At 66.8% G+C, this 12,808-nt stretch carries 13 protein-coding genes and 1 pseudogene; 5 read left to right on the top strand and 9 right to left on the bottom strand.

All coding sequences use genetic code 11. The features are described from left to right. From ACR2JI_RS06550 to ACR2JI_RS06525, 6 genes and pseudogenes are all read right to left on the bottom strand, one after another. Positions 1-112, bottom strand: a pseudogene (locus ACR2JI_RS06550) (LLM class F420-dependent oxidoreductase); the annotation flags it as partial. 48 nt (positions 113-160) lie between these two features. Then, the gene (gene ponA2, locus ACR2JI_RS06545) at positions 161-2,677 is read right to left on the bottom strand and encodes a transglycosylase/D,D-transpeptidase PonA2 (RefSeq protein ID WP_526389246.1); all 2,517 of its coding nucleotides are present in this window, start codon (positions 2,675-2,677) and stop codon (positions 161-163) included. Positions 2,678-2,828: 151 nt separating this feature from the next. Then, on the bottom strand, positions 2,829-3,311 hold the full coding sequence (rraA, locus tag ACR2JI_RS06540) for a ribonuclease E activity regulator RraA (protein WP_526389240.1): 483 nt from the start codon (positions 3,309-3,311) through the stop codon (positions 2,829-2,831). A 6-nt stretch (positions 3,312-3,317) separates the two neighbouring features. Next, positions 3,318-3,731, bottom strand: coding sequence for a hypothetical protein (locus ACR2JI_RS06535; RefSeq protein WP_526389238.1), 414 nt, complete (start codon positions 3,729-3,731; stop codon positions 3,318-3,320). Between the two features lie 84 nt (positions 3,732-3,815). Then, a complete protein-coding gene (locus ACR2JI_RS06530; RefSeq protein ID WP_526389244.1) occupies positions 3,816-4,316 on the bottom strand; it encodes a copper resistance CopC family protein in 501 nt (166 codons plus the stop codon). 34 nt (positions 4,317-4,350) lie between these two features. Next, a complete protein-coding gene (locus ACR2JI_RS06525; protein ID WP_526389236.1) occupies positions 4,351-5,004 on the bottom strand; it encodes a DUF6474 family protein in 654 nt (217 codons plus the stop codon). 206 nt (positions 5,005-5,210) lie between these two features. On the opposite strand from ACR2JI_RS06525, the gene ACR2JI_RS06520 reads away from it, so the two are divergent. Genes ACR2JI_RS06520 through ACR2JI_RS06510 form a run of 3 tightly spaced genes read left to right on the top strand, consistent with a single transcriptional unit; the run spans position 5,211 to position 7,678 of the window. Beyond that, positions 5,211-6,014, top strand: coding sequence for a hypothetical protein (locus ACR2JI_RS06520; protein ID WP_526389234.1), 804 nt, complete (start codon positions 5,211-5,213; stop codon positions 6,012-6,014). 30 nt (positions 6,015-6,044) lie between these two features. Further along, the gene (locus tag ACR2JI_RS06515) at positions 6,045-6,536 is read left to right on the top strand and encodes an ImmA/IrrE family metallo-endopeptidase (protein WP_526389232.1); all 492 of its coding nucleotides are present in this window, start codon (positions 6,045-6,047) and stop codon (positions 6,534-6,536) included. Then, complete coding sequence (locus tag ACR2JI_RS06510; RefSeq protein WP_526389230.1) at positions 6,533-7,678, top strand: hypothetical protein; 1,146 nt, start codon at positions 6,533-6,535, stop codon at positions 7,676-7,678. Before ACR2JI_RS06515 ends, ACR2JI_RS06510 begins: the two co-directional genes overlap by 4 nt. Before the next feature lie 6 nt (positions 7,679-7,684). On the opposite strand, the gene ACR2JI_RS06505 is transcribed toward ACR2JI_RS06510, so the two are convergent. After that, the gene (locus tag ACR2JI_RS06505) at positions 7,685-8,080 is read right to left on the bottom strand and encodes a transcriptional regulator (RefSeq protein WP_526389228.1); all 396 of its coding nucleotides are present in this window, start codon (positions 8,078-8,080) and stop codon (positions 7,685-7,687) included. 400 nt (positions 8,081-8,480) lie between these two features. After that, positions 8,481-9,014, bottom strand: coding sequence for a peptidase (locus ACR2JI_RS06500; RefSeq protein WP_526389226.1), 534 nt, complete (start codon positions 9,012-9,014; stop codon positions 8,481-8,483). Between the two features lie 764 nt (positions 9,015-9,778). On the opposite strand from ACR2JI_RS06500, the gene ACR2JI_RS06495 reads away from it, so the two are divergent. Together ACR2JI_RS06495 and ACR2JI_RS06490 are read left to right on the top strand one after the other, a co-directional pair. Further along, positions 9,779-10,840 carry a DUF4328 domain-containing protein gene (locus tag ACR2JI_RS06495; protein WP_526389224.1) on the top strand — a complete coding sequence of 354 codons (1,062 nt, stop codon included), beginning with the start codon at positions 9,779-9,781 and terminating at the stop codon, positions 10,838-10,840. Positions 10,841-10,844: 4 nt separating this feature from the next. Beyond that, positions 10,845-11,669, top strand: coding sequence for a glycerophosphodiester phosphodiesterase (locus ACR2JI_RS06490; RefSeq protein ID WP_526389222.1), 825 nt, complete (start codon positions 10,845-10,847; stop codon positions 11,667-11,669). 1 nt (position 11,670) lies between these two features. On the opposite strand, the gene ACR2JI_RS06485 is transcribed toward ACR2JI_RS06490, so the two are convergent. After that, positions 11,671-12,798 carry an LCP family protein gene (locus ACR2JI_RS06485; RefSeq protein ID WP_526389242.1) on the bottom strand — a complete coding sequence of 376 codons (1,128 nt, stop codon included), beginning with the start codon at positions 12,796-12,798 and terminating at the stop codon, positions 11,671-11,673. Positions 12,799-12,808: the final 10 nt, after the last annotated feature.

Raw genomic sequence — 12,808 nt, 5'->3', positions numbered from 1 at the left:
GGTCGAAGGTCCAGCCCGACTCGAAGACGTCGATATCGTCAGCGGCCTGCCAGACCGACAGCATGTCGGCCCAGGTGGTGTTCTGCGGGGCGGTCTTGAAGGCGAAGCGCATCGCATGACGCTACTGCGGCTGCGCCCGGGCCGATCGCGTGCGGTGCCGTCAGGGTGGCGGGACGTCGCCGGGCGGTGGCACCGGGGGCGGAACAGCCTCGGGAACGGGAGCCGGCGCCGGTGGCGGAGCGGGTGCCGGCGGCGGAGGAGGTGCCATTACAGGGATCGTGATCGGCGGAAGGCCGGGTATCTCAATGACGTTGTATCCCGGGGGCGTGTCCCCCGGCGGCGGAGGCGGCGGGGCGTTGTCACCCCCGCCGTCGGCGTAGTCCACTTCCGGGGGAGCGCGGTCTACCGGTGGAGGGGCGGGTGCGATGCCGTTGCTGGTGTTGATCGTGATGATGGAACCGCGCGGTGCGGTACCCGTTGGTGTTGTGCCGACGATGGAACCCTGAACCGATGTGCTGTTGACGGGCGTGGGCTGATCGGCGACCTGGAAGCCGGCGGCCTTGATCCGCTGTTTGGCGGCCTCGAAATTCAGACCCACAACATTCGGTAGGCCGATGCCGGGAGCACCGTTGAGGTACCGAGGATCGGTGGGTGGCAGTGTTACCGGACCGAATTCGGTGGCAAGCCGACTCATCGCCCCGAACCAGGTTTGCGCGGGAGAGGTTCCGCCATAAAGGTTTCCGCCGCCGCCGCATTTGCGCAGGGGGAAGGCGCACAGTGCTGCCGGTTTCGGGGAGTCGTCGAAAACGTAGCTGGCCGCCGCCAGCTGGTTGGTGTAGCCAAGGAAGCCCGAAGACCGATGGGACTCAGTGGTTCCGGTTTTCCCCGACATCGGTAGAGACCACCCGACTGAGCCGGCTGCGGCGGCGCCGGTTCCCATCGTGGTGTCCTTGGCGAGTCCGTTGGACAACGTGTTGGCCAAACCCTCGGGCACCGCCTGCTCGCACTTGGCGGTGGAGACAGCGATTTCGTTGCCGTGCCGGTCGAAGATCTTCTCGATCGGCGTGGGAGGACACCAGGTGCCGCCCGATGCCAGCGTGGCGGCGACGTTCGACAACTCCAACGGGTTCACTTCGAAGGGTCCCAGGGTGAAGGACCCGATGTTCGCCCGCTTGATGTAGTCGGCGAGGCTTTCATCGCTCTTGGGCTCGTACGCCCGCGCGGTGCCGGGATCGGCATAGGACCGCAGGCCCAGACGCACCGCCATATCGACGGCGCGTCCCACGCCGACCTGCTGGATCAGCTTGGCGAAAGCGGTGTTCGGCGATAGCGCCAGGGCGTCGGTCATGCTCAGTGGGCTGCGATAGCCGCCGGCGTTCTTGACGCACCACGTCTTGGGCGGGCAGCCCGGGGTGTTGCTGTCGCCGAGTCCCCGGCCCTGAAATGTCGGCGGGACGTCGAGAAGTGAGTTGATTCCCATTCCCATATCCAGCGCTGCCGCGCTGGTGAAGATCTTGAAGATCGAGCCCGCCCCGTCACCGACGAGGGTGAAGGGTTGCGGCTGTACCGTCTGCCCGGCTTCGAGCCGTAATCCGTACCCGCGGTTGTCGCCCATCGCCAGCACCCGGTGGGCGTCCTTGCCCGGACGGATCACGCTCATCACGCTGGCCACGCTGTCCAGGGTCGGGCTGGCGACGGCGTTGATCGCCTGCTTGACGGCGTTCTGGACCTTGGGATCCAGCGTCGTCTTGATCAGATAGCCGTTGCGTGCGACATCCTCTTTGCTGATGCCTGCCTTGGCCAGGTACTCCAGGGCGTAGTCGCAGAAAAAGGCCCGATCGCCCGCGGCGATACAGCCCTGGGCGATCGCCTTCGGTTGGGGGAGAACGCCCAGCGGCGTATCGCGGGCTGCCCGTAGCTCATCGGCGTGCTCGGGCAGATTCTCGATCATGGTGTCCAGCACCAGATTCCGTCGATCCAGCGCTCCCCGCGGGTTGGTGTAGGGGTTCAGCGCGCTGGTGGACTGTACGAGTCCGGCGAGCAACGCGGACTGCTGCCAGTTCAGTGCCGCGGCATCGACGCCGAAGTAGGTCTTGGCCGCGTCCTGAATCCCGTAGGAGCCGTTGCCGAATGACACCAGGTTCAGATAGCGGGTCAGGATTTCCGATTTGGTGAGCACGGTGTCAAGGGCCAGGGCGGTGCGGATCTCGCGCAGCTTGCGGGTGGGGGTGGTCTCGACGGCCGCCTCGCGCTCAGCGTCGGTCTCGGCATTAACCAGAAGGTTGAAGTTCTTCACATACTGCTGCTCGATGGTCGATCCGCCGCGGGCAGCTCCGGCCCCTTTGAGGAAACCGGCGAGCCCGGTGAGCGTGCCCTGGATGTCGACGCCGTTGTGAGCGGCGAACCGCTTGTCCTCGATGGAGACGATCGCCAGTTTCATCGTGTCGGCGATGCGCTCGGGCGGGACCTCGAAACGGCGTTGAACGTATAGCCAGGCGATCGGGTTGCCGGTTGCATCCACCATCGTCGAGACCGCGGGAACGTCGCCGTCGATGATGCTCGCCGAACCCTGGGTGACCGACTCCGCGGCGCGGTTGCTCGCCGCGCCCAGCCCCCCGGCGATCGGGAAGAGCAGAGCCGCAATCAGTACACCAGCGAGAACGCAGAACAGCGCCATCCGGGCCAGCACCGGCGCCAGGCGATCGCCAGCCTCGGGATACCGGTCGGACACCCCGCAAAGACTAGGCGCACGGGCCGCGGGGGTCCAACGATCTCGTCGCCGACTGGCTATCGGCATCGTGTTCGCTGGCAGTCGTGCGCGGGTGAGCTCAGTCGGCGGCGATCACGACAATGCCGTCGTCGTCGCTGAAGGCCAGATCGCCAGGAATGAAATCGACCCCGCCGATGCTGATCACGACGTCACGTTCGCCGGCGCCGCTCTTTGCACTCTTTCTCGGGTTGGTGCCCAGGGCTTTGATTCCGATGCCGAGGGTGCGCAGGGTCGAGGCGTCGCGGACCGCACCGTGGACGATCAGACCGGACCACCCATTGGAGCGGCCTAATTCGGCGATGACGTCACCGACGAGCGCGGTGTGCAACGATGCGCTGCCGTCGATTACCAGCACCCGTCCGTCGCCGTCCTCCGAGAGCACCGACTTGAGCAGGGCGTTGTCTTGGAAGCAGCGCACCGTGCTGATCTTTCCGGCGAACTCGGTTCGGCCACCGAACTGGCGGAACTGGGTATCGCAGCTGCGCGCGTCGGGGCCGATGTCATCGACGAGGTCGGCGGTGGGACGAAACGGGATCACCACGACCGCTCAGATGCGTCGTAGCCGACGCAGCAGCACCACGATGAAGCTCACCGCCGCCAGGCCGATGGTCAGCGGAATACGCAGGCTGGAATCGCCACCGGCCGCCGCCGGCGATGACACCGGGGCAGGTGCCTGCCGCACGGATTCCTTGGCGTTGGCGGCGGCCTCCCGAGCCGGGTTGGGTCCGGCTGTGAGTGCGGCGTGGCTCGGTGCGGGCTCCAGAGCCGGAACCTCGGTGTGCGCCTTCAGTGCGGGCTGCGGCGACGGCGCGACCTTGGGGGGTGCTTTCTTCGGCCCCGCTTTCTTGACCGCCGCTTTCTTGACCGGAGGCTTCTTGGCGGGTGCGTTCTTCGCCGCCGCTTTCTTCGCGGATACCTTCCTGGCGGGTCGCTGGTCGGGCTGATCCTGCTGGTCTGCCATCAGGGCTCTCCTTCGGGAGTGTCTCGTCGAGCGCTCGCGGCCGTGCTGGCGCCAATCATGCCAGGGGCGTCGTCGCCAGAGCTGTCAAGACCGGCGGCGCAGAAACCACGCGGCCGCGGCGACCACCGCGACCAGGACAGCGGATCCAACCCCGAATGACCACACCGGAATCCGGTCACCGGACCCGGTGCCGGCGGCCGGTGGCCCCGGTGTTCCGGCGCCGTTCACGGTCACTGTGAAGGACCATGAGCCGGCGACGACGTGACCGTCGGCGGAGGTCACCCGGTAGTTGGCGGTATAGGTGCCCGACGGACCCAGCGGACGCACGGCGACCGAGGTCACCGCCCCACGCACTTCCGGCTCGCCCGCCGACCACAGGTTTCCATCGGGGCCGACGACGGTCATTGCGGCAAAGGCGGTCTGCAGTTCCTCGTTGAATGTGGCACTAACCCTGGTCGGCGCTGCCGTCAGTGTCGTGTCAGCGGGCGGGTCGGAGGAGACGAGGGCGGTGTGGGCCGCGGCGGGGGCCATGCCCGGGGTGGCCAGCACGGCCGCCAGCAGGATCGCGGCTAATGCGCGGCGGATGGAGGTCACGCGTGCAGAGGATGTCACCGCAGCGCTACACGCCCAGCCGCGCCATCAGATCGGCCTCGATGCCGTCCAATTGCTGTCCGATTGAGGTGTGGGCGGCCCGCCGCCGCGGTCCGGGCATCGACTCGGCCGCGGTGACCGCTGCCGAGAGAGCGCTGAGACGCTCGGTCATGGCGCTCACGAACTGCTTGGTTTCGGAGTCCTTGGGCTTGGCGGCGGCGATCTGGCGCAGCGAGTGATCGGCGCCGGAGATCCGGGCGGAGAGCCGGCCGCCCTGGCCGGAGAACTGACCGAGGTCGGTCAGCGGGACGCCGAGTCGGTCGGCCCGCAACTCATCGAAGGCACCACGGGCCGAGGTTGCGGCGCGGTAGATCACCGGCACCAGGACGGGTGCCAGCAGCCGGGACACGGTCAGCGTTCGCCGCACCCGGGACGGGGACAGCAGCTTGCCCTCCCGGGCAGTGCGCAGTTCGGTCTCGGCGACCTTGACCGCGGTGCGGTCGACATCGCGCTGTGTCTTGACCTGTGCCCGGATCGCGCTCTTCTCGAAGCGCTCGTTGGCCTTTATGCGCTTCGCCTCATTTTTTGCGGCGAGTTTGGCGTCCAGCTTTGCGCGAGCTTTCAGCGCGCGGGCTTCGGCACGCCGGGTCGCACGGCTCTTCCGCTTACGGAACAGGCCCATCGCTGCTGCCTTTCAGGTGGATGCTGCACCGGTAACGCCACGTTGGACTCCGAGTGGCCCAATCCCTAACCGGATCCCTAACCGGCACCCTATCGACACCCTCCCCGCCGACGCTAAGCGGCGTTTCCGCCACCTGCGGCTATGCCACAATTGGCTGGCATCCGCAAACATCGGTGCCGATGGTGCCGCCCTGCCGAGGAATATTCGTGAACCGGTCGCAACGACGCGCCGCGGTGATCAAGGGGTCGATCGCCGCCGCTCTGTTGTGCGGCGGGGCCGGTATGGCAGCCATCGGGCCGGCTGTTGCCGACGTCGGCGGTCACGGCGACGGCCCCGATGTCAGCGACCATGCCACCCCCGGCCGCCCAGGCCGGCCGGCCACAGATGACCCGGGGACCGGCAACTCTGAGCGCCCGCGGCGTGGTCTGCGGACGCCACCGGCGAGCGGGAATACGGAATGGCACCCGCGGGTGGATTGGCCGTGTCGGATCAAGTGGCCGGTGTGGCCCATCGTGCCCCCGATGCCCTATACGGGTAACCGCAACGGCATCATTTTTCAGGCGGCTGGCATGCAGGTCTTTCAGGCGGCTGGCATGCAGGTCCCGATCGCCGTGCTGGGCGGTGTCGTGGACGCCGGAGAACCCACGATCACCGAACAGGACGGTTCGGCGGTCGAGGCAGCGCCGGCCGCACCGCCCGCCGCGCCTGCACCGGCTGCTGAGCCCCCGAATGTCGCGGCCGTTTCGCCAGCGGCACCCGGACCCCCGTCTCCGGCCGCCCCGACGCCTCTACTGCAAAAGCCGGAAAGTGTTGCTGCGCAAACAGATTCGGGACAGAATGAACTCCCGAACCGTCTGCAGCAGACGAACCTGGGCCATATCGCGACAACGGCCTTGCCCGGACTGGCAGGTATCGCCGCACTGACCGCTCTCGGCGGATTCCTCGGCTACCGTCAGGCCAAAGCGGGCTACGTGCTCAGAGCCGCGGGAACGGCACGGTTCCTCCGATGACCGACGATCAGCTGGACGGGAGTGGGTGAGATGTCTGCATCACCCCGCGTGACTAAAGCGGTTAACTACGTCCTCGCACTGGCGCCCCGGCGCGGCGAGGTCTCGCTGATCCGACTGGTGGCCGCCGTCGGAGCTGACCGTGGCCGTCCAATTGAGGTGACCGCGGCCGACCTCCCGCCGGGCGTCTCGGGGCAGTGGCGCCAGTTCGCCGACCACGACGAATTCCTGATCCAGCATGGATTACCGACCACCGAGCGGACCCTGGCGCACGAACTCGGCCACCTGGTTCTCGGCCACGATGGAACGCCGGTCACCGAGGTGGCCAGGCAGAAGGCTGAAGTCGCCAGCGATGATTTGATCAGCTACATGCTCAATGAGCGCACCGGTTGTATAGGGCCCGGGGGCGAGGACGTCGAGCAGGAGGCCGAGGACTTCGCGGCGCTGCTGCTGCATCGCCTGGGCCGGTTGCGCAGCGACCGGTCCTCGATCGTCCAGGTGCGACTCGGAGAGGCATTTGGTTGATCATCTGGGTGATCGCCGGTCTACTGGGCCTGGCCACCGGTCTGCGGATCGGCTGGGCCCTGGTGAACCATCAGTCGCTTGTCAGCAGCGCGATGATCGTCGCGCTGGGAAGCCTGGCTGTGGTCGCCGCATTGAACTGGCCGCCGCTGACCCTGCTGGTGGATTCGGCGCTGCGGTGGCCCAATATCTCCATCGCGCTCAGTGAGGTAGCGCTCGTCGGCTCCGCGGCCGGGAGTTGCGTGATGATCACATCGGTGGCGTCCCGGCGGCCCGAGAAGGCCACTCGGCGCCTCGCGTTCGTTCAGTACGTGGCCGCGGCGGCCATCGCGGCCAGCGCGCTGGTGCTGTTCCTGATCGAGCCGCAGCAACCCGAAATGACGCCGCGGGAGTACCTCGCCAGCAACCTCGGCGCGCACACGGCGCTGCCATGGCTGGTGCCACTGCTCTATGTCCTGCTGGTGCTGACTCTGGTGTCCTGGGTCGGTATGCGGCTGTCCAACCCGACCAGGCGGGGGCGGGCGCTCTTTGTTTTCACCGCAGGCCTCGCACTGCTGCTTGCCGCGATCGCCTTCTTCCTCATCCGAGCGGTGGGCAGTCCTGATCTACTCAGCGTCGGCACCGCGGCGGCACTGTTGGTGTGCGCCATGGCCGTTGTCGCAGCAGGGTCGCTGCTGCCTACCGTCGAAGACTGGGTTGGGGCGAGACGCGAACTGCGACTCATCGAGCCGTTGCGAAGGGAAATGGCTCGCCGGCATCCCGATGTCGGGATCGGCGTGCGCCCGCGCGGTCCGTTGGTGTTCCGGGTCGCAGAGCGGATGTCGTTGATATCGGACTCGCTCTACCTGGAGGCCACTATGGCCCAGGAGGAGAACGGCGAGGAGGCGGACGCAGACCCGCCGGCCGGGGTCAGCCCGGTTGAGCAGGCTCAGGCTGTGGCTCGCTGGGTGGATGCCGGGCGCGATGAAGGCGATGTGCAAACAAAAGACGATGTGCAAACAATCGGCCGCGGCTGGCTCAGCCAGCCCGAGGGTTACTCCGACCGGGAGTGGATCCTGGAAATCGCCAGGCAGTACCGGGACCTGAAGAGGTTCAGCGCCACACCGGACGCACGAGATGTCGCAGGCCTCACCGCGGAGCGGTGAGAGCGGTCAGTCGAGGCTCTCGGCCCGACGCAGTTCGTCGACCTTCTCCGCGACTGTCCGCTGCGCCTCGGGCGACAGGCCCACGGTCCGGGCGGCGATCCGCCGAACACCCTCGTCGCGCATGTGGGCCAGCCAGGTCAGTTCGCGGTCCATCTTCTCGTAGTACTCATCATCGGTGAAGTACTCCGGCTTGATCCGGAAAAAGTTGGCGAGTGCGGTCATCGTCGCCGACGACGGATTGGTTCGGTTGCCCGATCGCAGCTGGGAGAGGTACGGCGCGGACATGGTGATGCCCTCGGACTTGAGTGCGCCGATCACCTCAGCGGAGGTGTGAGGACCGCGTCCGGGCGGATACACCGTCTCAAACAGGCGGTTCAATCGCGCGGCGAATGTTGTGCTCATCGTCTTCACCCTCCAAGTTCCTACAAGAGCCCCATAACCCTCATCGTATTTGCTGATGATGGTAGCGGTACTTGCCCAAACAGCCAAGTGCAAACTATCTGAACACGCCGAAGTTCGTAGCGCATTCGCGATCCGAGCCCGGGTGGCGGCCATCGGTGCGGGGCCGCCTGCAGGCTTTGAGCCTGTGCATATGCCGCACCAACCCGACCGAAAGTCGGTCCCCAACCGCGCGGCCCAACTCCGGCCACCGGGTTGCCCCGGGGCGGTTTCCGGGTGTAGCTGGCAACCATGCGAATTTGGAGACATTCGGGTGGATTAATTTGCTGAGAGAAACCTGAGATTCGCTGGTAAGGGCTGCGATCCGTGCTCTCAGACGGGGTGGTCGGTTTGCCGCGGCCGGCTACGCGGCCAGCAGCATCGCCAGGATGGCGGTATCGGGATGACTGATCGGATCGATGCCTACTCGACTCACCATCCCGGTCACCGTGCCGTCGGCTTCAGCCTCCACCCACGCCGCCCGGTGCTCGAGACCAAGATGGGGCAGGCCCGGGAGCAGGAGGCAGCCGGACGCGGCTCCCAAACACTCGGGCAGCGAGGGCGTGGTCTCGGAGGGGGGATGCAGCATCATCAGCGCCGGCGGCTGCTTCTCGGCGAAGTGTCCGGGCAGGACCGCAGAGTCACCGACGACGGGCCCCTCGGCAAGTACGAGTCCCACGGTGCCCGGCTCCGGCCGGTCCGGAAGTTCCTCACGCACACCGAAAATGGTTGTGGTGGAGAGCAGTCCGGGCACTGACGCCACCCGCACCGCCACCATCAGAAGCTGGGCCCACTCCTTGGTCGAATTAGGCCAGCGGCCCGAGACCACGAATCCCTTCAGGCAGCCGCGAGCGTGGAATGGGGCCACCTCGACGGCTCGCCCGGAGCTGTTGTCCATCTCGCCTCCGCGACACTCGTCCTTCTAGTGCGACACGACTGCGGGTCAGTCCGCTCAGCATGAGGCACGCCGCGGCTGGCACGCAACAGGACACGACCACCGGGGCCGGTGAGATAGAAGAGAATCCGCGGTTCAGCGATTCAGAACAAGACGATCAGGGCAAGAACGCCCAACAGCACTGCTGCGATTATCGCAGCGCGCATCGCGGCCAGCAGGTATGACCGGTTGAACGTAGGCGAGGAGTTGCACCAGGAAGACGACGAGGTTACGGCCTGCGGCTCGAACGACGGCGATGCCATTACGGCTCCGTGACCTGCGTGTTCAACGACAACCCCCAGTGAAATAAGTCACACCGATGACAGTTCCGAAATCATAGCCCCAGTACCGGGCTCATTTCAAAGGTGGTTCGGCGGGTCACCCGGTGCGGCGGACTGGGCGCCGTCGGCGTGTCGCCCGGCGCGTCGACGGCACCGCAGCGTCAATTAGCTCAGCAACCGATTTCGCTCAGCACCGGTCTAAATGTCCACTGCAGGCTCAGTTATTCGGATGCTTATCCACAGGCGCGCATCCGCTGATGCAGGATCAATCCGCACGACCGAGCTGTGCGCAACGGGCTTCTGTGGATAACCCTGTGGAAATTGTGGATAGCGAAGCCATTGCTGAGACGGTAGCGGAGCGCCAGTGGCACCCTGTGCCGAATTGAACCTCGCACACCGGCAGTCCGGACGCGCTCGGGTTCATCCGGCGCTGGCTAGGCTGGTCGAATGATTCAGGTGTGTTCCCGATGCGGCACACGATGGAACGTGCGCGATCAACAGCGCGGTTGGTGCCCGCGCTGCAACGGCGCACTGCTGGCGCCGTCGGTGTCAGGACCACCCCCGCCGCCGGCTGCCCGGCAACCGGGTGTTGCTGCCGGCGAAAGGCGCCGCCCAGCGGGGTTCCGCTGGATAGCTGTGCGGCCCGGCCCACCACCACCGACCCGTCGCCGTCGACGGCCGCTCGGTCCGACCCCCCGCTACCAGACCATTCCGCGATGGGGGCTGATCGACCGGATCGAACCGCCCGCGCCGACAGCCGCTGATCGCACCGCTGGCCTGAGCGCGTCACCTACGGTGGTACGGGCCACCGTGCTGGCCACCGCCGCGGTGTTCGCCCTCGGAGTGCTGGCGCACGGATTTCGCTACATACTTCTGCTGATCAACCGCAGCACCCTGCTGCCGCCGCTGGTGGCCAACGGAACGCTGCTGATGGGCGTGCTGGTCAGCCTGGCGGCCATCGCTGCCGTGCTCGCCACCGCTGCCGTCATGACGTCATGGCTGATCGCCCGCCGGGCCGAGGTTTTCGGGCGGCATGGTCAACCCGATCCGCGGCCGGAGTGGGCCCTGTGGGTGGGTTGTCTGGTGCCCGTCGTCAACCTGATCTGGGCACCGGTGTTCGTCATCGAGCTGGCCCGAGCCGAGCGCTCGGAACAGCGACTACGAGGCCCTATTACGGCGTGGTGGATCGCCTGGATCGTCTCGACCCTGATCTCGGCCTGGGCGATGTGGACCAGTTCGGCCACCGAGCCCCAGGCCATCGCCGACAACACCGTCACCGTGATCGTGGGTTATCTGGCCGGACTGGTGGCCCTGCTGCTGCTCATGCGTGTCTTCGACGGGTTCGAGCAGCGGCCGGTGCAGCGCCCACTGCACCGTTGGGTCGTTGTCAGCGATGCGCCGGCCGACACCTCCGATACCGGGCCGGACACGGGGCCGGATCCGGGGCCCGGTACCGAGTCCGATATCGATGTCGATATTGAGTCCAGGGACCGGGAACCGGCAGCATAGGTCTATGTCGGCGGCTGAACCAACGCATGGCCCCCACCCGTTCGTGGTGGCTCATCGCGGCGCGTCGGCAGAGCGTCCCGAACACACCCTCGCCGCCTACGAGCTGGCACTGCGTGAGGGCGCGGATGGCGTCGAGTGCGATGTGCGGCTCACCCGGGATGGCCATCTTGTATGCGTGCACGACCGACGCATCGACCGCACATCCACCGGCACCGGTCTGGTCAGCGAGATGAGCCTGGCCGAACTGAGGGAATTCGATTGGGGCACTTGGCATAGCAGCTGGCGCGCGGACGCGCCGGGTGGTGGCACCGGCCTGTTGACCCTCGATGAACTCATTAGGTTGGTGCTGGACTGGAACCGGCCGGTCAAGCTGTTCATCGAGACAAAACATCCGGTGCGCTACGGCGCACTGGTGGAAAGTAAGGTGCTCGCGCTCCTGCACCGGTACGGGATCGCCGCACCGCCGTCGGCCGATCTCTCCCGCGCGGTGGTCATGTCGTTCTCGGCCGCCGCGGTTTGGCGCATTCGGCGTGCGGCACCACTACTACCCACTGTTCTGCTCGGTGAGACATCGCGTTACCTCGGTGGCAGCGCCGCGACGACAGTCGGCGCGACAGCGGTGGGCCCCTCTATCGCGACATTGCGGGAGCACCCTGAACTCGTCGACCGCGCCGCGGCCCAGGGCCGGGCGATGTACTGCTGGACGGTCGATCACTACGAGGACGTCGAGTTCTGTCGGGAACTCGGCGTTGCATGGGTGGCCACAAATCACCCGGGCCGCACCAAGGATTGGCTGCAGAATGGGCTCGCCGGCGACGCCCCCGAGTAGGTCAGGGCTGCGCGTCCAGCACCGTCTGGGGCACCGGCGCATCAGTGCGAAGGGCCTCGAATAGTTCCGGGGCGGCCTCGGAGTCCCAGATCACCACTGAGCCGGAATCGTTGCCGGTGAATTCACCTATCGGAACCGTCAGTGCGGTGATTCGTCCGCGCAGCGCCCAGCCGAGCCAGGCGAGGTCCCAGACATGGGTGTCCTCGTCGACGGCCAGAGCGTCCACCGCTGCGTGCGGAACCGTGTACCAATGCCAAGGATTGAGCCATACCCACGGACTGGCGACGCGGTGCAGGAGCGCTGACATGAATTCTCGTTGGTGAATCATCCGGTCCAGATCCGCGCGGGCGGTCGCCCGGCTGCGGACGTAGCCCAGGGCGGTCGGGCCGTCCACGGTCTGACAGCCGGCCGGCAGGGTGATCCCGGCCAACGGATCGTCGATCGGTTCGGTGGGACAGACCTGTACCCCGCCGAGGCCGTCGACAAGCGTGCCGAAACCGGTGAAACCGATCTCGGCGTAGTGGTCGAGGTGCAGCCCGGTGGCCAGCTCGACTGTCTGCGTCAGCAGTGCGGCGCCGCCTTCGGCGAAGGCGGCGTTGATCTTGTCGGTCCCATACCCCGGGATCTCGACATAGGAGTCCCGCGGTATCGAGACCATCGTCGTCGGTTCGCCGGAACCGAGACCGGGGAGATGGACTACCAGGATTGTGTCGGTGCGTCCGTTGCCCAGGTCGCCGCCGGTGGACAGTTCCGCCTGCTCCTGCGGGGTGAGGTCGGCGCGGCTGTCTGAGCCGACCAACAGCCAGTTGGTACCGCGCCCCGGTGCGGGCCGACCGTCGTACTCGCCGAAGACGGGAATGCGGCGCAGGGCTGATTCCGCCCAGATCGCTGTGGTGAGGCCCGTGATTCCGGCGAGCAGGATCACCAAAGAGCCGAAAGCCAGTATTCGCTTGCCCCAGTGCGCTTTACGTGCGGCACGATGCGGCACCGGCACTCGCCGCGCAGTCGGTGTCTGCACCCGCGGCGGGGGAGCGGGGCGCTTTCGAGGTATCGGAGTCCGTTGGGGAGGGACCGTTCGTGGCGGCGGTACTGATCTGGGCGGGATGGGTGGGAGAGGTCTGGGCGGGATGGGTGGGAGA

This window comes from Mycobacterium sp. (assembly GCF_051006775.1).
Lineage (GTDB): Bacteria > Actinomycetota > Actinomycetes > Mycobacteriales > Mycobacteriaceae > Mycobacterium.
This window is presented reverse-complemented; position numbering and strand designations above follow the sequence as displayed.